The organism is Erwinia tracheiphila (assembly GCF_021365465.1).
In the GTDB taxonomy this organism is placed as follows: domain Bacteria; phylum Pseudomonadota; class Gammaproteobacteria; order Enterobacterales; family Enterobacteriaceae; genus Erwinia; species Erwinia tracheiphila.
The window spans coordinates 3910946-3933025 of sequence record NZ_CP089932.1; the positions used below are offsets into that span (position 1 = coordinate 3910946).

15 protein-coding genes, 4 tRNA genes and 8 pseudogenes are annotated in these 22080 nt (G+C 50.9%); 18 read left to right on the forward strand and 9 right to left on the reverse strand.

Translation table 11 applies throughout. From position 1 onward, the window contains the following. Positions 1-9 precede the first annotated feature (9 nt). Complete coding sequence (rsmC, locus tag LU633_RS20415) at positions 10-1038, forward strand: 16S rRNA (guanine(1207)-N(2))-methyltransferase RsmC (protein WP_016191060.1); 1029 nt, start codon at positions 10-12, stop codon at positions 1036-1038. A 103-nt stretch (positions 1039-1141) separates the two neighbouring features. Here the strand turns inward: rsmC and LU633_RS20420 are convergent, their stop codons facing one another. Then, positions 1142-1654 (reverse strand): hypothetical protein, encoded by a 513-nt coding sequence (locus LU633_RS20420; protein WP_016191059.1) that lies wholly within the window; start codon positions 1652-1654, stop codon positions 1142-1144. A 289-nt stretch (positions 1655-1943) separates the two neighbouring features. Between LU633_RS20420 and LU633_RS20425 the strand changes: the two genes are divergently transcribed. The 3 genes from LU633_RS20425 to LU633_RS20435 all read left to right on the forward strand — a co-directional run bounded on the left by LU633_RS20425 (position 1944) and on the right by LU633_RS20435 (position 2268). Next, positions 1944-2030, forward strand: a tRNA-Leu gene (locus LU633_RS20425). Positions 2031-2062: 32 nt separating this feature from the next. Beyond that, positions 2063-2149 (forward strand) — tRNA-Leu (locus LU633_RS20430). 32 nt (positions 2150-2181) lie between these two features. After that, positions 2182-2268 (forward strand) — tRNA-Leu (locus tag LU633_RS20435). A gap of 88 nt (positions 2269-2356) precedes the next feature. Here the strand turns inward: LU633_RS20435 and LU633_RS20440 are convergent. Beyond that, the gene (locus LU633_RS20440; RefSeq protein ID WP_016191057.1) at positions 2357-2632 is read right to left on the reverse strand and encodes a DUF1435 domain-containing protein; all 276 of its coding nucleotides are present in this window, start codon (positions 2630-2632) and stop codon (positions 2357-2359) included. A gap of 125 nt (positions 2633-2757) precedes the next feature. Here LU633_RS20440 and LU633_RS20445 point away from each other — a divergent pair, with 125 nt between their 5' ends. The 4 genes and pseudogenes from LU633_RS20445 to LU633_RS20465 all read left to right on the forward strand — a co-directional run bounded on the left by LU633_RS20445 (position 2758) and on the right by LU633_RS20465 (position 5427). After that, positions 2758-3024: a nucleotidyl cyclase domain-containing protein gene (locus LU633_RS20445; RefSeq protein WP_016191056.1), complete on the forward strand. Its 267-nt coding sequence runs from the start codon at positions 2758-2760 to the stop codon at positions 3022-3024. Between the two features lie 31 nt (positions 3025-3055). Beyond that, positions 3056-3754: pseudogene (locus LU633_RS20450) on the forward strand (IS1 family transposase). A 407-nt stretch (positions 3755-4161) separates the two neighbouring features. Further along, positions 4162-4882, forward strand: a pseudogene (fhuF, locus tag LU633_RS26310) (siderophore-iron reductase FhuF). Between the two features lie 71 nt (positions 4883-4953). Next, a complete protein-coding gene (locus LU633_RS20465) occupies positions 4954-5427 on the forward strand; it encodes a YbaK/EbsC family protein (protein WP_016191055.1) in 474 nt (157 codons plus the stop codon). Positions 5428-5498: 71 nt separating this feature from the next. Here the strand turns inward: LU633_RS20465 and LU633_RS20470 are convergent. Next, positions 5499-6649, reverse strand: a pseudogene (locus tag LU633_RS20470) (MFS transporter). 232 nt (positions 6650-6881) lie between these two features. Between LU633_RS20470 and LU633_RS20475 the strand changes: the two are divergent. The 3 genes from LU633_RS20475 (at position 6882) to LU633_RS20485 (ending at position 9207) form a co-directional block, all read left to right on the forward strand. After that, a complete protein-coding gene (locus LU633_RS20475; RefSeq protein WP_016191053.1) occupies positions 6882-7319 on the forward strand; it encodes a DUF2946 family protein in 438 nt (145 codons plus the stop codon). Positions 7320-7394: 75 nt separating this feature from the next. Next, positions 7395-8861 (forward strand): PepSY-associated TM helix domain-containing protein, encoded by a 1467-nt coding sequence (locus tag LU633_RS20480; protein ID WP_016191052.1) that lies wholly within the window; start codon positions 7395-7397, stop codon positions 8859-8861. Between the two features lie 269 nt (positions 8862-9130). Next, positions 9131-9207 (forward strand) — tRNA-Ile (locus tag LU633_RS20485). A gap of 102 nt (positions 9208-9309) precedes the next feature. Here LU633_RS20485 and LU633_RS20490 read toward each other — a convergent pair. The 3 genes and pseudogenes from LU633_RS20490 to LU633_RS20500 form a co-directional block, all read right to left on the reverse strand. Next, positions 9310-10164 (reverse strand): annotated as a pseudogene (locus tag LU633_RS20490) (DUF4942 domain-containing protein). Further along, a protein-coding gene (locus tag LU633_RS20495; RefSeq protein ID WP_152664203.1) for an IS3 family transposase occupies positions 10161-11281 on the reverse strand; the annotation gives its coding sequence in 2 pieces (ribosomal slippage) (positions 10161-11023 and positions 11023-11281; 1122 coding nt in all). Before LU633_RS20495 ends, LU633_RS20490 begins: the two are co-directional and overlap by 4 nt. Positions 11282-11349: 68 nt before the next feature. Beyond that, complete coding sequence (locus tag LU633_RS20500) at positions 11350-11622, reverse strand: HNH endonuclease (protein WP_016191051.1); 273 nt, start codon at positions 11620-11622, stop codon at positions 11350-11352. 213 nt (positions 11623-11835) lie between these two features. On the opposite strand from LU633_RS20500, the gene LU633_RS20505 reads away from it, so the two are divergent. After that, positions 11836-11994 (forward strand): hypothetical protein, encoded by a 159-nt coding sequence (locus tag LU633_RS20505; protein WP_016191050.1) that lies wholly within the window; start codon positions 11836-11838, stop codon positions 11992-11994. Here the strand turns inward: LU633_RS20505 and LU633_RS20510 are convergent. Both LU633_RS20510 and LU633_RS20515 read right to left on the reverse strand, forming a co-directional pair. Then, positions 11991-12605, reverse strand: a complete 615-nt coding sequence (locus tag LU633_RS20510) for a Fic/DOC family protein (protein WP_040465577.1) — start codon at positions 12603-12605, stop codon at positions 11991-11993. The two genes, LU633_RS20505 and LU633_RS20510, sit on opposite strands and share 4 nt — an antisense overlap. A 4-nt stretch (positions 12606-12609) precedes the next feature. Then, a pseudogene (locus tag LU633_RS20515) lies at positions 12610-12795 on the reverse strand (tyrosine-type recombinase/integrase); the annotation flags it as partial. A 53-nt stretch (positions 12796-12848) separates the two neighbouring features. Here LU633_RS20515 and LU633_RS20520 point away from each other — a divergent pair. The 4 genes and pseudogenes from LU633_RS20520 to LU633_RS20535 form a co-directional block, all read left to right on the forward strand. Then, a protein-coding gene (locus LU633_RS20520) for an IS1 family transposase (RefSeq protein WP_233481947.1) occupies positions 12849-13546 on the forward strand; the annotation gives its coding sequence in 2 pieces (ribosomal slippage) (positions 12849-13110 and positions 13110-13546; 699 coding nt in all). 377 nt (positions 13547-13923) lie between these two features. Then, a pseudogene (locus LU633_RS20525) lies at positions 13924-15592 on the forward strand (methyl-accepting chemotaxis protein). A 248-nt stretch (positions 15593-15840) separates the two neighbouring features. Next, complete coding sequence (locus LU633_RS20530; protein WP_016191046.1) at positions 15841-16053, forward strand: hypothetical protein; 213 nt, start codon at positions 15841-15843, stop codon at positions 16051-16053. A 761-nt stretch (positions 16054-16814) separates the two neighbouring features. Then, a pseudogene (locus LU633_RS20535) lies at positions 16815-17547 on the forward strand (IS5 family transposase); the annotation flags it as partial. Positions 17548-17557: 10 nt separating this feature from the next. Here LU633_RS20535 and LU633_RS20540 read toward each other — a convergent pair. Further along, complete coding sequence (locus tag LU633_RS20540; RefSeq protein WP_046371795.1) at positions 17558-18880, reverse strand: IS4 family transposase; 1323 nt, start codon at positions 18878-18880, stop codon at positions 17558-17560. 682 nt (positions 18881-19562) lie between these two features. On the opposite strand from LU633_RS20540, the pseudogene LU633_RS20545 reads away from it, so the two are divergent. Then, positions 19563-20483 (forward strand): annotated as a pseudogene (locus tag LU633_RS20545) (iron ABC transporter substrate-binding protein); the annotation flags it as partial. Between the two features lie 27 nt (positions 20484-20510). Beyond that, complete coding sequence (locus LU633_RS20550; RefSeq protein WP_016191044.1) at positions 20511-22079, forward strand: ABC transporter permease; 1569 nt, start codon at positions 20511-20513, stop codon at positions 22077-22079. Position 22080: the final 1 nt, after the last annotated feature.

Here is a 22080-nt window from a genome sequence, read left to right on the forward strand (position 1 = left end):
GAGCCCGCCATGTCTGCATTTACCCCGGCCAGTGAAGTGATTCTGCGCCACCGTGATGAATTTTCTCAACGCCACGTCCTTTTTGCTGGCGATTTGCAAGACGACCTGCCCGCTCAACTGGATACCGCGCTGAGTCGGGTGCATACCCAGCAATATCATCACTGGCAGCGGCTGAATCGCACGCTGGGGGAAAATGCGCATTATGGCTTGCTGGCAGCGCCGGAAACCGTAGCGAACAGCGATACCCTGATCTATTTTTGGCCCAAAAGTAAGTCTGAGGCACAGTTTCAGCTGGAGAATTTGCTGGCGTTGTTGCCCGCTGGCAGCGATCTGTTTGTGGTGGGAGAAAATCGCAGCGGCGTACGCAGCGCCGAACCCATACTGGCTGAATGGAGCACGCTGACCAAGATTGACAGCGCACGCCGCTGTGGTCTTTATCATGGTCAGCTTGATAAAAAACCTGCGTTTGATAAGCAAGCGTGGTGGACAGACTATGCCCTGGGAGATTTGACGGTGAAAACCCTGCCCGGCGTGTTCAGCCGTGACGGTCTGGATGTTGGCAGTAATATGCTGCTTTCTACTTTTAAGCCTCATACTAAAGGAAAAGTGCTGGATATCGGCTGTGGGGCGGGCGTACTGTCAGCGATGCTGGCACGCTTTTCTCCAAAGGTTCGCCTGACAATGACCGACGTCAGTGCCGCCGCGGTGGAAGCCAGTCAGGCAACCCTGGTAGAAAACGGGCTTGAGGGTAATGTCTTTGCCAGTAATGTTTATTCTGATGTGAACGGCCGTTTTGACCTGATTATGTCTAATCCACCGTTTCATGACGGCGTGCAGACCAGCCTGGATACCGCACAGCAGTTGATCCGTGGAGCGGTAAAACATTTGGATATCGGCGGTGAACTGCGAATTGTTGCCAATGCCTTTCTGCCTTATCCACAGCTGCTGGATGAAACCTTTGGCAGTCATGAGGTACTGATTCAAAACGGACGCTTTAAGGTTTATCGCGCGGTGTGGTCACGGGCGGCAAAACGTTAAGTGCCTGAACACGAGTTTGATAAGAATAATGCCGCTTTAGTATATATCTTATTTTGAATGCTCATATCGCCGGGTCGACATCCGCACCGGCGATAATGTCAATTCAGCGAGCATTAAAAATATCGCGGGACAGTTGATTAAACTCATCTACGGTTGGAATCTCATCAGCCCTACCGGGGGAGGCCCGATCTTTTATTCGATACTCTTTAAAACCGACTCCTTCCGCAATCAATTCAAGGTTACTGGCAGGATTCTCGGGTAGACGATTGCACGCCGAAGCGCACGAAATAGAATAAATAACTCTTATTTCCTGTTTTTTCATATAGTTATTATCAAGCACTATATGCCTATTTTTGCAATAGGGTTTCAGCTTTTCAGGTACTTCCTTAAATACATCCACACTCACCCAGGCAGCTGTCGGGGAAGAAATTTGCATTTCTTTAACGGTATATTCACCTCTTTTTGAAAAATGAATAAAAGAATTAGATATCTGATTTATCTTACTCAGTAAGTTTTTTAACAAAGGGAACCGAACGTTCTTTATTTCGCTACATGTTGGCTTATTTTCTGCCAGAGATGAAACAGGCTTTTGCCTGATATCCAGGGGGGATTTCATTGTTTATTTCCACTGATAAAAAGAGACAGCATAGTAAAATGGCGGTGTTTTATATATCAAAAAAAGATTTTATCACTCTCCGGCAAACAACACCGCCGGGACACGAATATCATACCGCTGCGCTAATTCATATTTTTTCATTTTTTAGCAACGTGTTCTCTGTAACTGTACCAGCTGACTCATTTTACAGCTATTGCCGCAGCGGCGTTAAATAACTGTTGACCTGCTGGGGAAAACCTCTAGAATGCGCCTCCGTGGTCGCAATACAATACGCTTGTATTGACGGTAAGCGAAGGTGGCGGAATTGGTAGACGCGCTAGCTTCAGGTGTTAGTGTCCTTACGGATGTGAGGGTTCAAGTCCCTCTCTTCGCACCAAAAATCACAAAGTTCATATCGCAGAGCACTGCGCGAAGGTGGCGGAATTGGTAGACGCGCTAGCTTCAGGTGTTAGTGTCCTTACGGACGTGAGGGTTCAAGTCCCTCTCTTCGCACCAAAAATCACAAAGTTCATATCGCAGAGCACTGCGCGAAGGTGGCGGAATTGGTAGACGCGCTAGCTTCAGGTGTTAGTGTCCTTACGGACGTGAGGGTTCAAGTCCCTCTCTTCGCACCATATTGATCGTAACATCCTGTTTCCTCCCTGCACTATTTTGTGTCTCAAATTTTCCTTACATCCCCGGCGCTTCTTTCGCCGAAAAAAGCTATAACTTGCTGAAATTCAATGAAATTACCACCACACTACTGATTAGCGCAAGGCAGGGCGGCAGTAACAGATAATGACGAGAACGCCGATGGCACAGCATGGCAAGCGTCGCGAGTAAAATCATCACCATCATCGTGCGCCACTGGTTAAAGGAGAGATCCAACAGCACAATCGGCGGCACCAGCGCACAGGGCAGTAGTACACCCCGGGCGCTACCTAATTGCTGAGTGAACTTTCCGCACATTTGCCAAAAGTTCGTTTTTGCTATCAACATGGTTTAATCCATACCTTTATTTATAAATGATAACGATTACTAATAGTATATAAGAATATTTATCACGTAGCAGCAAAAAACCGTGGAATTGCCCGCAAGCTGGCAGAAAGGATCCGCCACTTATAGTGCAGGACCTGGAAATCCCACACTGCTTTAACGACCGGGCCGCGACACACTTTACCATCAGTGCGGGTTTCGTTCCGATGAAAGCGACTTATTTCGATGATGCACTGGCTAATGCTGACCGCGCGCTTTATCTTGCAAAAAACCGCGGCCGGAACACTATTCCGTCGTACTGCGATATTGAAAAATGGTCCCGCCCAACCTGCCGATGCCGTTTAAATGAATTGAAAAAAGAACGCCACTTTATGGTCGTGACGCGGACTTGCTGATCACGTATGCTTTGCGCTTTGGATGTAACATATGGCTAAAGTTGATGTCGTCTGCCCTCAGTGCAATGAAACTCATGCTGTACGATGTAACGGACATTCAGCATCCGGTGCCCAACGTTACATCTGCAAGCATTGTTCAAAGACCTTTCAGCTCAACTTTAGGCTACTCCGGTGCCAAACCAGACATACACCAGACCATTGTTAATATGGCCATGAATGGTTACAGATGTCGCGATACCGCACGGGTTCTCGGTATCAGCCTCAATACGGTTCTGCGGCACTTAAAAAAATTTCCCCAAAGCAGGTAGCTGAGAATATCGACCCCGAAACGGAGGTTGTTATCTGCTGTGAAGCCGGTGAAAAATGGCCTTACGTGCGGTGTAAAAGCAATCCCCGGTGGTTGTTCTATGCTTATGACCGTATCCGCAAACGTGCTCTGGCCCACGTCTTCGGCCCGAGAAATGCCCCGACCCTGCGACGATTGCTGGCCCTGTTAAGCAAATTTAACATTGCCTTTTATATGGCAGATGCGTGGCCGGTTTATAAAGTTCTGTTAAGTGCAACAGGCCACGTGGTGAGCAAGAAATATACCCAACGGACAGAACGACATAATCTTAATCTTCGCACACATATCAAACGACTGACCCGCAGAACAATTTGCTTTTCGAAGTCAGAGGAAATGCACGATAAGATCATCGGTTGGTATCTTACTCTTCATCATTATCAATAAATCTGCGTCACGACCCCACTTTATAATTAAATAAATTTGACATTATTTTTTAGTGCACATTATTTTACCAACCCGGAAGCATAATTATTATTTCTAATAACCCGAACAACCGTATTATCAGGCTGAATATAAATAGCCGAAATAGCCTAAATATATACGAGTGATGAAAATTTTTTCCATCGTAACTGTTTCAGTGTAATAGTATTTAAACGGTTAAAATCAATATAACTATTGCAAAAACACAATTTTGTTTTTAATAACCCCCTTGCGCAAGTGGGCGTGAGATTGCTTTGCCGTAGCCCACACTTATTATTACCCTGATTGTGGCTTGTCTGGATGGTGCCTCTCAGATAGAATCAAGAACGATTATCATTTGTTTTTATAATCTCATTAAACCCGGATCCCCTATGACCACCATTGTTCTTCAGGCATCTGAGTATGGTTCACCCCCGCTGATTTTTTCACAGAGCGACCGTTCACTGGCGACATCATTACATGCAACGTTTAGCGAGCACCGCGCCTGCTTTCTTGATTCAGTCAGACTTAGCGAACCTGCCCCTTCTGATTGTATGACGCTGAACAACTGGTCTGCCGCCGCAAATTTTTCCCGACTCATCGTGCGCTACGCCGACTATATTTATCGTGACCACCCACAGATGACGCGGGAAAATAAGCCCCTGCAATCACTCTGGGCACAGTGGTATCTGGGGCTGCTTACACCGCCAGCGATCATGGCACTTCTGCTTGAAAACCGCGCACTTGATATCTATCCCGCGCGTTGTCACGTGGAGTTTACGGAGAATGGACAGACTCATTCAGCATCATCTGATCCCAGTCGTGCAGGGTATTGAGCAGCACGGCGACATCAACGGCAAACTTATCTGGAGTAATACGGGTTTTACGATTTACTGGTTTCTTGGCGAAATTGCGCCCTTAATTGGAGAGATATTATGCAACGAGCTGGAACAGGCTTTTTTCTTCTCGCGTTCGTTACTGGACGGTAGTGATAACCCATTCTTTCGTACCATGCTCCTGCGTGACGGCGAAATGCAGCGACACACGTGTTGTCAACGCTACCGGCTTCCTGATGTACAACGTTGCGGCAATTGCACGCTGAATCCCGTTTAAACCAGCGTCTTCTCGTTTACAGTCAGACCAGTCTGTGGCAGCTTTATTCGCTCCGAAAAAGGGGAAAAAGCATGGGCCTGGAGTCAGTAAAACAGTTCTTTGCTGAACACGCACCTGAGATTGGCATTATTGAACTGGCGGAAAGCACCGCAACGGTCGAGCTGGCCGCACGCGCCCACCGCGTTGAACTGGGGCAAATCGCTAAAACGCTCTCATTAAAGATAAAAGACCGCGTGATCCTTATTGTTACGCGAGGCGATGCCCGACTGGACAATCGTAAACTAAAAGAGGTGATGGGTTCCAAAGCACGGATGTTAAGCAGCGATGAAGTGCTTAACTGGGCCGGTCATCCCGTTGGCGGCGTTTGTCCGTTTGGACTGGAAAACCCGCTACAGGTGCTTTGCGATATTTCGCTACGCCACTATGAAGAAGTGCTGCCCGCCGCAGGATCGGCTCGCAGCGCGGTACGAATTTCACCTGAAAAAATGGATACATTAACCCACACCAACTGGGTTGATGTCTGCCTGCTACCAGAATCATCCTGACGAAAGCGGATCGGGCGATCCGCTGTGCTTTATTTCGCCTGACGACGCCAGTCGTTTGCCGAAATTTCAATTTATCGTGTTTCACGACCAAAGACCACGAAGACAGCGATCAATACCACCACGGTTCCGGCAACAATCGCCATCTCCAGACCGTAATTGCCACCATGCGCCTCTGCGATTTGCGATTTGCGATTTGCGATTACAGGGTAGCGTTGACCGACGCAATTAAGTTTCCTAACTGATAGACGAACCCCGGTAACACGGCACGCGTATCGGCCGGGACAAGCTCGGTAAGGTAGGTGGGTATCACGCCCAAGCGCCCTGGACTATAAACTGCATCAGAAAAGCGCCCAGGACGATGGTAAATGACCCGGAGGAAAACGCCCATAGTGGCAACACCGGTAGCACCAACAGAGCGCAAAAATAATCGCTTTCTTACGCTCTATTTTCTCCGACAACGTGCCAAAAAAACGCCGCCCAGCATGGCCGCAATGTTATAACAAATAACAATAATACTGACCATGTACGGCGTAAAGCCGTGCTGAACTTTCAGGAAAGTAGGGTAAAGGTCCTGGGTACCATGAAAAACAGGCCATCAGCAACACCAGAAAAACACACAGCTTCCACTGGCTGCGCAATACCGGTAACTGTGCCACACTCTCTTTGCGTTCACGGGCAACAAGCCAGACCGGTGATTCCGGCACGTTGAACCAGATAAAAGGCAGCAGCAGGATCGGCAATGCGCCAATCAGAAACATGCCGCGCCTGCCAACTGTGTTGTAAAACAGCCCCAAAATAATTGAGACCAACAGATACCCGGCCGGATAGCCAGCCTGAAAGAAACCAGACATCATGCTGCGTGCACAATCCGCAATGGTTTCCATCGCCAGAGACGAGACCACACCCCAGACGCCTCCCATCGCAATGCCATAAACCACTCTGAAAGCAAGAAATGTGCCCAGCGTCGGCAACCACGCAGAAAGCAGGTCAAACAGTGAAAAGGTGACAATATTAACCATCAATACTGGCCTTCGCCCATATTTTTCCGCCAGACGACCAAACAGCAGTGCGCCCAGGGGCGTACAATCAGGGTCAGCATAATCGCTATCGACACATCGGACACCTCGGTGTGAAAGTTCGCCGCAATGTCGCTTAACACGAAAACTAATATAAAAAAGTCAAACGCATCCAGCTGGCAAAGCTGGCGAGGGCCACGTTTCACTGGGTAGAGGTCCGGTTGAACATAAAGTTATCCTGTCTGGCTGCTGCCAGGGGCACAATGGCAGGTTGATTAATTGTTAGTTATTTGCTTATAGCATGCATAAAAAATGCCAGTCCGACGTACTTGTGAGCCTTTAATCCAGGGTGTAATTAAGTGTTTCATTACCCCAATTACCTGCATGCTTTTTTTGCTACAATCGCCCTCCTTTAACACCCAAGAGGAGGGACTGAGCTTGCCGCTGTTAACAGTACACCGCTCGCTCCGTCCCCTCGGGGCATGGTCTGGCCTGCTGCCCATGCTGTTACTCTTTCTCGCCCCGGTCATTTCTAAATCACTGGATTTGACGCCCGTTCACCATGCGGCGATGATGGCTTCCATGCCAGACATGGCAATGGATGAGATACCCGGTATATCTGAAGACGGTACGCCAGCGACAGAAATATCGCCCGATGTACATGCCAGCAGAATGCATCATCCGGCACCGCCATTGATGGATGACAGCGCCTGTGGCTACTGTGTGCTGCTGGCGCAGCTGCCACTCGATCTCAACACGCCACCGGCGCTGTGGTCGACCCTGCAGGCGGCCTCTGTTCATCCCCTGCTTCTCTTCCAATCGCTTATCAGCCGTTTTACGCCACGTTTTTTCCATCCCAGAGCGCCACCACCTTAAGTACGCCAGTTATCAACATTAAAAAACTGCTGTTGTTATCCGCTCAAAGCCTCAATGCAGGCAAAGGGAATAATTATGTCGGAAAAAACGCGGGCGCGGCCCGCCCGTGCCGTTAAGGCGGGAGGAGGATTATTGCCCCTTCTGCGTCGCCTGCATTTCTATATCGGCTTGTTTATTGCGCCGTTTATTTTCGTGGCTGCATTTACCGGCACGCTTTATGTGCTCACGCCACAGCTGGAAAATGCCCTGTATGCCTCACAGCTTTATTCAGCGCCGAATGGCCCTGCAAGGCCCTTAGCCGAACAAATTACCGTAGCAGAAAAGTTTATCGGGCCGGGTGTAAAAATTGCCGCCGTGAGGCCCGCTCCCCATCCCGGAGAAACCACCCGCGTCATGTTTACCACACCGTTATCAGGCCCGTCTGAAACGACGGCGGTCTTTATTGCGCCGGACAACCTGCAAGTCCGTGGTCAGCTCAGGGTTTATGGCACTAGCGGTATATTACCGCTACGTACCTGGTTGGATTACCTGCACCGCAACCTGCTACTGGGCGATCTGGGCCGCAATTACAGTGAGCTGGCGGCCAGCTGGTTGTGGGTGGCCGCCGCAGGAGGCGTGTTGCTGTGGGCGGGGAACCGCGCGCCGCGTAAAGGAAAGGTGGACAAAAAGTCACGCGAATGGCGCTTACTGCGCAGCCGCTATTGGCACAGTAAGCTGGGGCTGGTACTAATGCTGGGGCTGATTTTTTTCTCCGCCACCGGGCTGACCTGGTCACGATGGGCCGGGGAAAATATCTCTGCTATGCGAACCCATTTTGGCTGGCAGACACCGGTAGTCAATACGGAACTCGTTTCCAGGTCGCCATCCACTGGCGACGCAATGTCACAGATGATGATGCCTGACGGCGAAGTAATGGCGAAAAATCATGCCATGATGGACGAACATGCACAGCACAACATGTCGGGTGCAATCCATAATGAGCCCGGTATTAGCGTTGTCCCGAATCAGTTCGATCGCGTGCTTAACGCGGCGCGTGCTGCTGGAATCGATGCAGCCAGGATTGAGATCCGGCCCGCATGGAAAGCCAACAAAGCCTGGACTGTCAGCGAAATCGATCACAGCTGGCCCACCCAAGTCGACAGCGTGGCGGTCGACCCACAACATTTTCAGGTCGTGGATAAGGTGGAATTTGCCCGGTTTGGCCTGCTGGCAAAACTCACGCGCTGGGGAATTGATGCCCATATGAGTGTATTATTTGGATTGCCTAACCAGCTGCTCCTGGCGTTTTTTAGCATTGGTCTGTGTGTGATGATTGTGCTGGGTTATCGCTTGTGGTGGCTACGCCGTCCACCTACTGGTCACAGGCATCCGGCAGAAACGCTCTGGTATTGCTGGCTGTTACTTTCATATCCCAGCCGAATTATGCTAGTGGCAGTGACTTTTGTGCTGGCATTGTCCCTGCCATTAATGGGTATCAGCCTGCTGGCAATGCTGGCCATTGATGCAATACGCTGGCAACGGGCGAAACATGTTGTGGTATAAAAATAGCGGAACGGCCTGACCGTTCCGTTTTATATATTTTGTACTGGAACAGGCAGAGTGCGATATGTTTTCAGACTGTATTGATATTATTCATGTTCAAATTACCCTGAGGCTGAAATATTGGTTAATGACCTCAGGGAAATTCAAAAACAGATGGAACGTTATGTTAATCAATTAGTTTCTGAAACCACCATTCCGCCTGAAAAACCAGCAACTGGTCGTTAAGCGCTGGATTGCTCTGGCAAGTTACATTATAATCTCGCGCCACAGGCCCCTTAGCTCAGTTGGTTAGAGCACGCGACTCATAATCGCTTGGTCGCTGGTTCAAGTCCAGCAGGGGCCACCAAATAAAACAAGGAGTTAGATGAGAAATAGTATGACTCCTTTTTCGTTTTATTGGAATCGGGTCAGGTAATGGGTCAGGTAAGGAATTGCCTCCCTACCCTCTTCATCTCGCTGCCAGCATCCCTGGATAGTGCTTCGCCACGATATCATTCATCTTTTCTGTAAGATCGCACCGCTTAAAAGTGATGTGCGCTGTTCCTTTCTGAAAGTAACGGATACTGAAGAAATCATCTTCGTAAACATCCTTCGAAGGGTTGTCACGAATATGCTCCATCAATCGAATAGTAACATCGCCACGGTTATCTGGTATCGGTCTACCATCCAGCAGAAATAACATTCGTTCCAGGTCCGCTAATTGATCCCGCCGCCAGCCCCAGTTTAAGCTAAAGCCCCAGCGGCTATGCGTCACCAGATTGTTGACGATGATCTTTTTACCAAAGTTGCAGGGACTATTGGTTTTGTAATCCCATGACAGACCTTTGAACACGTTGATGATCCCGCGCTCAAAGACATCCATTTTGTTCAAATGTAACTGCTCAAAAGTACTGAGGATATTCGCCTCACTGATCGCAGGAAGATCGCCCTCCTCCAGATTCTTATGCTACTGGTCTCGAGCCTGAGCATCCATCAAGGCCATCATGCCGGACTTCAGCATCAAATCGCGCCAGATACTGCGATCTATATTGCGGGTGACGGCAGACATTGCTTTATCAGCCTTTTCAGTCAGCCAGCTATCGTAGCGGTGCCCGGACTTCATCGCCCAGTCTTGCGCTGTACCACCGCCAATTTCTGAGGTCAGCCGTGAAATGGCATCAAGCTGCTGAATGAGTTGTTCGATCCGTTTTAGTGCGGTATCGCGGCCCGTGACAACACGATCGATACTGGTCGAAAGAATGAGTTCATTGTGTTCCGTCAACACGTCGGGTGACCTGCCCCCAGTATTAGATACAACCTTCAGTTAGTAATGTCGGTTGGTTTTTCTTCATGTTTCCCGTTTCGCCAGCATGCTGCAAATTCAAGCGGCGCCTGGTAATTCAGCGATGAATGAGGTCTGGACTCGTTATAATCCTGCCGCCAGTCATTAATGATTTTCCGGGCATGAAGAATATCGCTGAACCAGTGCTCATTCAGGCATTCATCCCGAAAGCGTCCGTTAAAACTCTCAATAAATCCGTTCTGTGTTGGCTTACCCGGCTGGATAAGTCGCAGTTCTACACCATGCTCAAAAGCCCACTGTTCGAGCGCACAGCAGGTAAATTCCGGGCCCTGATCGGTTCTTATCGTTGCCGGATAGCCGCGAAACAGCGCGAGGCCGTCCAGAATACGTGCGACCTGAACGCCTGAAATACCGAAAGCGGCGGTGATCGTCAGACACTCCTTCGTGAAATCATCCACGCAGGTCAGGCACTTAATCCGGCGGCCGCTGGAAAGTGCATCCATGACAAAATCCATCGGCCATGTCAGGTTCGGCGCATCCGGGCGGAGAAGCGGAAGCCGCTCAGTCGCCAGACCCTTACGGCGTCGCCTGCGTTTTACACCGAGACTGTTAAGGTGATAGATGCGGTAAACCCTCTTGTGGTTGACGTGAAGGCCCTCCCGACGCAATAACTGCCAGATGCGCCGGTAACCAAATCGGCGACGTTCAAGTGCCAGCTCTGTGATACGCAGAGATAGTTGCGCGTCAGCAGCCGGACGCTGAACCGAATAACGGCAGGTTGAAAGGGACAGACCGGCCAGCCTGCAGGCACGACGTTGCGACAGACCCGTTATCTCACACATGACTTCCACGGCTTCCCGCTTCTGGTCTGTCGTCAGAACTTTCGGCCCAGAGCCACCTTAAGCGCCTCCTTATCCAGCATGGCTTCAGCGAGCAGCTTCTTGAGGCGGGCGTTCTCCTCTTCAAGTGACTTGAGCCGCTTCACTTCGGGGACTTCCATGCCGCCAAACTTCTTGCGCCCGGTGTAGAAGGTAGCGTCTGAAATAGCATGCTTGCGGCAGAGTTCCCGGGCCGAAACCCCGGCTTCGGCCTCGCGGAGAATACTGATGATCTGTTCGTCGGAAAATCGCTTCTTCATGGGGATGTCCTCATGTGACTTATGAAGACATTACTAACATCGCGCTGTATTAATCAACGGGGAGCAGGTCAAGCAGCTAGCGGTTTTTCAGGAATAAACATCAGTGCATAGTGATCTGGGCTATCTTTGCTCTGATAGAAATCACGGCCATAAAGTATGTCATCCATGGCGTGTTCATGTACTTTAGCGGAAATACAGCGCCTGATCGTACACCGTGGACTACCGCTACCGAAGTGAATGTAAAGAGGCAGCCTTTCGTCAAGCCACGCCCTAATGAACACATCAGCATCCACACCAAAGCGAGGGGCCATCTCCTCCAGAGAGTAAAAAGCTTGCGCCATATCTTTCCCCTAAATCTATAGAGTAGTGAGTGCGCGTATTTTACACATAACTTAATAATTCATTGGTATTTTTAGAAAAGAAAGGGAATCGCGGTACATCTGATTACTTCCCTGAGAAGCCCAAGTTTCTCTTAGTCACAGCCAACGGTTATCAACCTTGCTAGCCGCCCCTATCCGAACTAGAATCAGCATTGAAGCAACGAGGGCCTCAACATGACAAAAAAAACAGCACATACTCAGATCACCAGAACTCAAATCTACCGCGCCGTTGCCAGCTCAACCGCGATAGAAACTGGTGTTTCTGTGCAAAGAATTGAGCAGCAACTCAAAAAAAATCAAGCACAGGCGAAAGCCGTGGGCCTCGCCCGTTAATTTGGCAATATATCGTCCACCAATTGCATCATGGGGCTGTAGTTCCCTGATACGCCTGCCTGTATTGCCTTGAAGTAAAACGCCTTGTGCTCATCCCACAGGCTGTAGTCCAGTAAGCCCTTCCCCGCCAGAACCGACAACACATCGCAAAGCAGTCTCGACAGACGCCCGTTACCTTCTCTGAATGGATGGATCAAAATAAATTCCACATGGCATTCAGCCAGATAACGAACCAGCTCCGAACGAACTAGGGATTTCAGTTCACCAGACCGGGAAAGAAACTGCTTCTCGAAACCATCAAGAAGAAGTGGAATCCTGTCGGCAGCAGCAAACTGGAAACCGTCCTTAGTTAAATTGGCATTACGCAATCTCCCCGCCCAGTCGTACACATTCCCCAGCCATTGGCGATGCCAGCCACTGATATGCTCAAAAGCCAGCGCCGCTGGCGGCTGGCCTTCGATAAATAGCTGTTCATAAAGCATCAGCAGCAGGCCAGATTCCAGCGCCTCCATTTCCTCTTCGTCAATGATCCCCAGCTTATTAGCCAGCACCATATCCCCAGAACCCGGCTGATACCGCTCTTCTGCTGAATTAAGCTCATATTTTGCCAAGCTCTTACCTCCGCCCAAACAATTTCACAACGTTGTTTTCCTGCTGTCGCTGATAGTTGTTAACCCGATCCTCCCAGATCTCAAGCGCCCTACGCTTTTCAGGCAGGTAATCATAACGGTCATAGTGTTTCGAGCTGACGTCGTTCAAAGCGTGATTCTGAATACGGTCACGGATCTCTTTACTGATCCCGGTCGTGACGCAGACTTGCTGATCACGTATGCTTTGCGCTTTGGATGTAACATATGGCTAAAGTTGATGTCGTCTGCCCTCAGTGCAATGAAACTCATGCTGTACGATGTAACGGACATTCAGCATCCGGCGCCCAACGTTACATCTGCAAGCATTGTTCAAAGACCTTTCAGCTCAATTTTAGCTACTCCGGTGCCAAACCAGACATACACCAGACCATTGTTAATATGGCCATGAATGGTTACAGATGTCGCGATACCGCACGGGTTCTCGGTATCAGCCTCAATACGGTTCTGCAGCACTTAAAAAAATTTCGCCAAAGCAGGTAGCTGAGAATATCGACCCCGAAACGGAGGTTGTTATCTGCTGTGAAGCCAGTGAACAATGGTCTTACGTGCGGTGTAAAAGCAATCCCCGGTGGTTGTTCTATGCTTATGACCGTATCCGCAAACGTGCTCTGGCCCACGTCTTCGGCCCGAGAAATGCCCCGACCCTGCGACGATTGCTGGCCCTGTTAAGCAAATTTAACATTGCCTTTTATATGACAGATGCGTGGCCGGTTTATAAAGTTCTGTTAAGTGCAACAGGCCACGTGGTGAGCAAGAAATATACCCAACGGACAGAACGACATAATCTTAATCTTCGCACACATATCAAACGACTGACCCGCAGAACAATTTGCTTTTCGAAGTCAGAGGAAATGCACGATAAGATCATCGGTTGGTATCTTACTCTTCATCATTATCAATAAATCTGCGTCAAGACCACCGTATCCATACGTGCCTCCTGTGATTAATCCAGCCATTAACTTAAACCAACAGGGCCTGTTTGAAAACAATACCGGGATGCTACCTGGACATTTTGTGCCGACAGGCATATCCGATCCAAAGCGGGTTAATGATACCGGCTTGCTCAGTCCGTTTGAGCGCATGTATTGCATACCGGGCAATGCAGTCCCCCTTTCCGTGGCCTTATAAAAAAGCACCGCGTGATGCCTGTCTTTTAAACAGAAAGCAGTACAGAATCATCAAAATTTTATTTATGTTTCTGCAAACAATGCCGATAACTTCCACACTCTTTACAGGCATGCCAGCATCTCGCCCAGCTTCCGATTAGGTGGAATATATCATGACGATTACTCAACGGCTGTTACTGGCCTTTTCTTTGCTTTCTGCATCTCTTGTCGCTGCATCTCTTATCGCTGTATTAACACTCACGGGTTTTCAGTCACGTTTTCAGTTCGTTCAGAATAATACGCTGCCCTCGCTGACTGACCTTGGCAAGATGGTAGATGGTGGCAACGAGCTGATTATCTGGATGTACCGACATCAGAGCGCCACTGACCCGGCCCGCCAGACCGAAGTTGAAAAGCAGCTGGACGTCCAGATTAGCGGCATGAAGACACTTAACTAGTATTACCTTGACCATGACATTTCCAGCGATGAAGACCTGCGGATGGCTCAGGCGGCGTCGGTTCTGCTGAAACAAATCGAAGACAGAATCCCCGCTTTTTTGGTGACCTCACGGGCTCAAAACGATAAGATTTCGCTGGGGGAACTGCAGGGAAACGCCGGGGTAGGTGAGTCTACCCGACAGCTGATTGCAGGTTATAAAAAACAGCTTCAGTTAAATGTGGATATTGGCAAATCGCTTAACGATGAAAACAACCGCATCTACCAGCGCACATTCTGGACAATGATCGCAGGGGCGACAGTCATTATTCTTATCCTTGGCATTTTTGCCCTCAGGACCATTTTCGGCATTCGAAGAAGTCTCACCGCCATGAGTTCAACCATGGAGAACGCCAGTTCGCGTCTGGATTTAACGTTGCGCGCAGATGATTCGCGCAACGATGAAATTGGCAAGACGGCCAGGGCCTATAATCACCTGATGTCGAATGTCGCCACTTCGCTGCTTTCCGTCAGCGCCTCATCCCAGTCCGTCAGCACCGCATCAGCACAAATCTCGGCAGGCAATGAGGATCTCTCCTCGCGCACAGAGCAACAGGCCGCCTCGCTGGAACAGACGGCAGCCAGCATGTCTGAACTGAGTGAAACCGTCCGGCAGACCGCTGAAAACACTCGCATGGCCAGCCAGCTTTCCGATAATGCCCGCAAAATTTCACATGACAGTTCAGCACGGGTCAGCACGGGTCAGCACGATGCTGGGCACCATGTCCGATATCAGAAACAGTTCGGTAAAAATCACTGATATCATCTCTCTGATTGAAGGTATTGCGTTCCAGACGAATATTCTGGCCCTTAACGCGGCCGTTGAATCAGCACGCGCTGGTGAACAAGGAAGGGGATTTGCCGTGGTCGCCGGAGAAGTCCGTAATCTGGCACAGCGTTCTTCAGCCTCGTCGCGTGAAATCAAAGAGCTGATTGAGTCTTCAATGCGCTATGTGGAAACCGGTACAAGCCAGGCTGCTGACGTTGAAAAGAACATGACCGAAATGAATGATGCCATTCGTCAGGTGGCCGATCTGGTTAATGAGATTTCAGCCGCAGCAGAAGAACAGACCCAGGGAATTGGTCAGGTTCATCTGGCCATTAATCAGATGGACGACGTTACGCAGCAAAACGCCGCGCTGGTTGAAGAAGCCTCTGCCGCTTCCCGTTCTCTGATGGAACAGGCAACGGTGCTCAATGAACTGGTGGCAACCTTTGTGATTGGCACACCGCAGCAGGTTGAAACGCCGCTGCTGACGGAGCCTGTGGTTCTCGCCCAGCCCGTGACCAAACTGCCGGAGAAAAAAATAACGATCCAGGATGAAAATAACTGGCAAAGCTTCTGAACCCGACGTCCCCAGGGTCAGTCATCGCCAGGATGAGCGAAATGGTTACAAAATCATTATACGTTAGTTACAATCCGCAAAGTTAAGCCGAAGCGTAAAGCGCGGGAAGTTAGCCGACCCACTTCGGTTTTCATGCCGTGTAAAAGGAGAGTATGACGATGAAGATGCAACTGATAACACTGTGTGGCAGCCTGTTGCTGGCACCTGCCCTTGCCTCTGCAGCCTGACCGCCGGAAAGCGGCGCAAAAGTGCCGGGCAATGCGCTGGAATATCCAACAAAGCTGGACACAGTTAACCAGTCGCTGGAACAGCTACTTAACGGCGGAGCAAAAATCGTTTCCAGCTACGGGCTGGCTCTCACCCTGACGCACAAAAAGAAGTCAGTTCTCTGCCTGGTTAAAGGGGCTGGGGATGGCACCGTTCAAAATGTAGCAACTTCTCGTTGCTATGCCCTGAACTGAGCAATAAACCGCCTTACCATAAGGCGGTTTTTCAAAGCCGTCAGACGCAAATACATTCAGTATGACAAAAAAGCGCCGGCTCATTAGTGGTGTTTGTTTTCCATTATGCACAGAACACGCAGTAACCAATAGTCAGACCAGCCGGGCATCGGCCTTGCTCTGGTAAAGCGGCGTGAATTATCTTCGGCGGTTGAAAACCATTTCCCAAAAAACGATTCACCTGGTCAACGACCAGAAGTAACGCTATCCCAGGGACAACGAGCAAAAAACGCGGGCCGTCGTCACCACAGTCCGCCTGCGTTAAACAAATGTCAGCGGGCAGTCGCGGCTTATTGCGCCCGACTAAATAGTTGCCCTCAACACCGCAACATCTGCTGTTTACTGCCAGGTGACATTCAGGACAAAGGCAATACATTGCAGGGCCGATGTAGCACCGCCAGGCAGACAAAGCATCTCCGGCACCATTTCCTGCATGGGCTGATCAACAGTGGCGCACGGTTTCACGCCGTTATTTACAGAAGGCGGCGTTGATGCGGGGTATACAGACTTAAAAATAAGTCACGGTCGGTGTTACAAGATTTAAAACTCAGGCAGCGCCAGAAACCGCCGATAATCACGCCCTCATGACGTTTTATTTAGAAAGGAATAAGGTGGTTTTATGCTGCCAATCATAAACCGCTGGAAATAACCACCCGGTGCTCAGAGCCTGTCCCAAAAGGCGCCATCGTATAATGCACCCCGGTCATATCTGAGGGCAAAGTATGGCAGGCGGTAAAGGGCAGATTAGCGATGAACTCCGGGACAAAATCGCTCCGCTTATCCCGGAACATAAAACCCGCCACCCTCCGGGTACGCACTCCGAAAACGTGTTGATAATCGGGCCGCAATGAACGCCATTTTCTTCGTCCCCAGCACAGCCTGTCAGTGGAATGCACTCAATGCCACAGGGATAGGTTCATCAGCTTCTGCGCCCCGGCGCTTCCGGGAACGGAGAGACGCAGGTGTCTTCGGGCGTTTCTGGCAGAACGGATTACTGGCCTGTGAACACCCGGACGGCACGGACTGCTCATTGTTGTCGGTGGATGGCGGTATGACAACATCACCGCTGCCGGGACAAAAAACAGGACGCAACCCCACGGACACAGGGAAACAGGGAAACAGGGAAACAGGGAAACAGGGCGTAAAGCCCAGTCTGATGACAGACGCCAGCGGGCTTCCCCTGCCACGGGTCGTCGCAGCAGCAGACAGGCATGACATCAAACTGGTGGCGGATACACCCGGTGCTCTTCAGACGGGGCGCCCGGGGCAAAAAACCGGACTCTGCCCGGACAAAGGCGACGGAGCGCCCGGGCAAAACAGACCGGTTGGGCCGTCGTGACGAGCCTTATATCCCGCCCCGTAAAGAGGAATGAGATGCCAGTAAAACCACGAACTTCATGGCCCGTCGCCGGGAGGACGCGCAGCCGGATGAACCGGTTTCACCGGACCCTGACCCTAATGCTGGTCACTTAAGGTGACCAGCAACCTTTTTATCCGGATATTTCCTGCTCTTTACCCTCAACTCTCTCGGGTAACTTCGCTCTCTTCTACCCGGTAACACAAGCCATTTCGCCTGTTCATACAGGGTTCTCAGTTCTCCCGGCATTTTTCCCGGCGAAGCCCAGGGCAGGGTTATCAGCATCCGGATTATTTCGCTTATCGCTCCACTGAAGCTCAGCTGGTAAGGCAGGTAATCTCCTTTCAGATGGAACGCCATCTGCACCATCTGATATCGCACCAGGTTATAAGCCAGCAGTACCCCCCATAGCTCCTGTCTCACCAGCTCCGGCAGGCGACTGCGTAATGTCCACCGGCTGTCCAGCATACCCTGCTTTGCTTCCCGGTAGCCCAGTTCTATTTCCCAGCGGTGGCGATATAGCTCGCTGATATCTTTACCCGGATAGCGATTCGGGTCTGTCAGTGACGTCAGCACCTGCCTCTCTTTACCGTCTACCCTGCGGGTCAGCAGTCTTGCCACCATTTCTTCCGGGACCCCTGGCCATTGCTTCCTGGCTCGTGGACTGGTTTTCAGGCATATCAGTTCATCTCCACGCCCCAAACGGCGAACCACCTGATACTGTACGTGTTTTTTCAACGGCAACAACCAGTGACGGTGTTCTCCTGCTGTCTGCCAGTGATGAAGCAGACCCATCGAATAAAATCCCTTATCGAACAGGGTGATACTGTTATTCGGGGTTTTCTCCGTCAGGTGCTCAGCCAGCCGCATTTCACTGACTTTTTCACTGTCGAATGCACTGGCGGCGATCAGATGGCTGCTCAGCTCCATCAGACAAACCATTCGCACCTGAGGATAGCCGCCTTCGCCGTACTGGCTGCTGTGTTTACTGAAGACGGCTCTGTTTTCCGGCGTATCGGCGGTACGCCAGACCACGCCGTCGACAGCAAACAGATTCAGACCGTGCCATTTTGGATGTGCAGCCTGCTGATTCCAGTGCTGCTGTGTGATATCAAAAAGCTCCCGCACTGCATTTTCACCCAGAGTCTTACGGCGCTGAATGACAGCGCTGCGTGCGGTAAAAGGAGCTCCGGTCCGGTCAGTAATATCCATCAGATTGACGATTTCGGTCATCGGACGATCGCAAAAAATGGACATCCCAACGACAAGCCAAATCATGGATTCGAGGGAAAGTTTACGTTTACGCAAAGTAACGGTATCGGTCAGGGTGAGCGCCTGCTGAATAAGCTCGGGAGGAATAAGGTCGGCGAGACTACGGGCGCGCTCAGGAGTGGCGGCATTGATGATGCCGAGGGCCTGGGAAAGTTCCATTTAAAAAGGGTTCCATGATGAACATAGAACCCTTTTTACCGCATAAACCGGATCGGTCAACCGATCCTTAAATGATCGGCATTAGACCCTGACCCGACAGGAAAAGACGTCTGAGAATGACGGGCCCTGTTGCATTTTTCCTGTGGTTTTATTGTCTGGAATAACGTTCTGTTGAGACAGGCTTTTATTCCTCAATCAGACAATCATCACCATCGGTTAAATAAATAACCACTCTGTTTTTAATATGGCACCCATCCCGTGCGGATATACCAACAAATATTTCCCCGAAAAAAAACGCATGCGGAATACGAAGGTAATGAAAAGAAAACGCATCACTCCATGTGAGTATGCGTTATGCCATCACGAAGTGGCACGCTATTTGATAAGAATAAGGTTATCTTAACCTTTGTAATAAAACGCTGAAATTTGTCTGAGCATAAAGATAAAGTCATGCCGGAAAGCCTGTTCGCTGAGTTACATTCTAAAATCATCAAATAAGAATAATTTTCGTTATCATCATCGCACTTTTAGATTAGATTGTTCCGGCCTTAATATTTTCAGCTATATATTTGCAGTCTCTTCTCTACAGGACGATGACATGAAACATTTTTCACTTAAATCTATTTTACTTGCAGGTTTATTTTCTGGCTTATCCTGGTCTGCCTGTGCCGCTGATGACGAACTGGTGATTTATAACGCACAGCATGAAAATCTGGTGCAATCCTGGGTCGACGGATTTACGCGTGATACCGGCATCAAAGTGACGCTGCGTAACGGCAGCGACAGCGAGCTGGCAAACCAGCTGGTACAGGAAGGCAAGGCCTCCCCTGCCGACGTTTTCCTCACGGAAAACTCACCATCTATGGTACTGGTCGACAATGCCGGGCTGTTTGCCCCACTGGAAAGCAGCACGCTGGCCCAGGTGGATAAAGCCTGGCGCCCCGCTCATGGACGCTGGATCGGCATCGCCGCCCGCAGTACCGTCTTTGCTTACAACCCGGCGAAACTCAGTAAAGACCAGCTGCCACACTCCATCATGGACCTGGCAAAACCCGAGTGGAAAGGGCGTTGGGCTGCCTCACCAACAGGTGCAGATTTTCAGGCAATCGTCAGCGCAATGCTGGCCCTGAAAGGGGAAAAAGAGACGCTGAACTGGCTTAAAGCCATGAAAACTAATGCGATCGTCTGGAAAGGTAACAGTACAGTATTGAAAGCCATTAATGCCGGTCAGATCGACGGCGGCGTGATTTACCACTATTACCGTTTTGTCGATCAGGCGAAAACCGGTGAAAACAGTAAAAATACCGCGCTCTATTACTTTGGTCACCGTGACCCGGGTGCCTTTGTCAGTATTTCCGGCGGTGGCGTGCTGGCTTCCAGCAAACATGCCAAACAGGCGCAGCAGTTTCTCAACTGGATTACGGGAAAATCAGGCCAGCAGCTGCTGAAAACCAACACGGCTTTTGAATATGCCGTGGGCAAAAACGCCGCATCCAATCCGCAACTGGTACCACTGAAAGACCTTGATGCCCCCACTGTCGAACCGTCTTCACTGAACAACAAAAAAGTCGTTGAGCTGATGACGGAAGCGGGACTGCTTTGATCGCCATGTCATAACGGAATTTTGCAGATGCCACATCCTGCCGTTACCACGCCACCTTTCGGTGGCGTTTCTGCCCGTTCGCCGGGCCTTTTTGTTCTTATGCTGGCGGCAGTGATAACCGTATTTTCACTGCTGCCGCTGGCGTTTGTCGCCCGGATAACTTTCAGCAGTGGCTGGGAAACCATCCGCACCTTGCTGCTGCGCCCGCGCGTAGCCGAACTGTTCTTGAACACCACGCTGCTGATCCTGTGTACACTGCCGCTTAATCTGCTGGCCGGTATTGGCCTCGCCTGGCTTACCGAGCGTACTACGCTACCAGGCAGACGCGCCTGGTCGCTGCTGTGCACCGCGCCACTTGGCGTGCCTGCCTTTATCCAGAGCTATGCCTGGATAAGCGCTCTGCCCGCCATATCCGGCCTCGGCGCAGCGGTGTTTCTTTCGCTGCTGGCCTATTTTCCCTTTATTTATCTGCCGGCGGCGGCAGTCCTTCGCAGGCTGGACCCGGAGCTGGAATACGTGGCCGCGTCGCTGGGACAGCCACCGCTGGCGATCTTTTTCCGGGTCATTTTACCGCAGATGAAGCTGGCTATTCTGGGCGGCGTATTGCTCACCGTCCTGCACCTGCTGGCGGAATATGGTCTTTTCGCGTTGATTCGTTTTGACTCCTTTACCACCGCCATCTTCGACCAGTTTCAGTCCACCTTTAACGGTCCCGCCGCCAATATGCTGGCAGGCGTGCTGGCAATCACCTGTCTGCTGTTCCTGCTGCTGGATATCAAAGTTCGTGGCCGGGCGCGCCACACCCGTGTTGGCGGTGGCGTACCGCAACAGCGACAGCCAAAAACCCTCAGCTCAGGCCAGGTGCTGCTGTTCAGCCTGTTGCCCCTGACGCTGGTGCTGCTTTCCCTCGGCGTGCCGCTGCTGGTACTGCTGCGCTGGCTGTGGGCGGGTGGCCTGACGGTATGGCAGCAGCCTGCCCTGTGGCAGGCCTTACAGCAAACGGTGTTGCTGGCACTGGCAGGAGCGGCGCTGACTACCGCGTCGGCGTTTCCGCTGGCGTGGCTGTCAGTGCGTTATCCACAGCGGGTGTTCCGGCTGATGGAAAGCAGCAACTATCTGACCGGCTCGCTTCCGGGGCTGGTGATTGCGCTGGCGCTGGTCACCTTCACCCTGCAGATTGCGCCACCGCTGTATCAGACCGCGTTCACCCTGCTGCTGGCCTACGTGCTGCTGTATCTGCCGCGTGCGCTGGTCAATCTGCGGGCCGGCATCGCACAAACGCCAGCAGAGCTGGAAAATGTCGCCGCCAGCATGGGCAAAACGCCAGCGCAGGTTCTGTGGCGGGTGACGCTGCGCCTCGCTGCGCCAGCCGCCGCATCCGGTGCGGTACTGACCTTTATCGGCATTGCCAGTGAGCTGACCGCCACGCTGCTGCTTTCGCCACTGGGTACGCGAACCCTGGCGACCGGATTCTGGTCACTGACCAGTGAAATTGATTATGTCGCAGCCTCGCCTTATGCCCTGCTGCTGATCCTTCTTTCGCTGCCATTAACCAGCCTGCTTTATCGTCAGGCAGATCGTGCGGCAGGAATATAAT

What these genes read in the sequence shown, in the direction of transcription:
- LU633_RS20500 (WP_016191051.1), bottom strand. Translation starts at nt 11,622, where the DNA reads ATGGCGCAAGCTTTTTACTCTCTGGAGGAGATGGCCCCTCGCTTTGGT.
- LU633_RS20465 (WP_016191055.1), top strand. Translation starts at nt 4,954, where the DNA reads ATGGGCCTGGAGTCAGTAAAACAGTTCTTTGCTGAACACGCACCTGAG.
- LU633_RS20550 (WP_016191044.1), top strand. Translation starts at nt 20,511, where the DNA reads ATGCCACATCCTGCCGTTACCACGCCACCTTTCGGTGGCGTTTCTGCC.
- LU633_RS20540 (WP_046371795.1), bottom strand. Translation starts at nt 18,880, where the DNA reads ATGGAACTTTCCCAGGCCCTCGGCATCATCAATGCCGCCACTCCTGAG.
- LU633_RS20505 (WP_016191050.1), top strand. Translation starts at nt 11,836, where the DNA reads ATGACAAAAAAAACAGCACATACTCAGATCACCAGAACTCAAATCTAC.
- rsmC (WP_016191060.1), top strand. Translation starts at nt 10, where the DNA reads ATGTCTGCATTTACCCCGGCCAGTGAAGTGATTCTGCGCCACCGTGAT.
- LU633_RS20420 (WP_016191059.1), bottom strand. Translation starts at nt 1,654, where the DNA reads ATGAAATCCCCCCTGGATATCAGGCAAAAGCCTGTTTCATCTCTGGCA.
- LU633_RS20480 (WP_016191052.1), top strand. Translation starts at nt 7,395, where the DNA reads ATGTCGGAAAAAACGCGGGCGCGGCCCGCCCGTGCCGTTAAGGCGGGA.
- LU633_RS20440 (WP_016191057.1), bottom strand. Translation starts at nt 2,632, where the DNA reads ATGTTGATAGCAAAAACGAACTTTTGGCAAATGTGCGGAAAGTTCACT.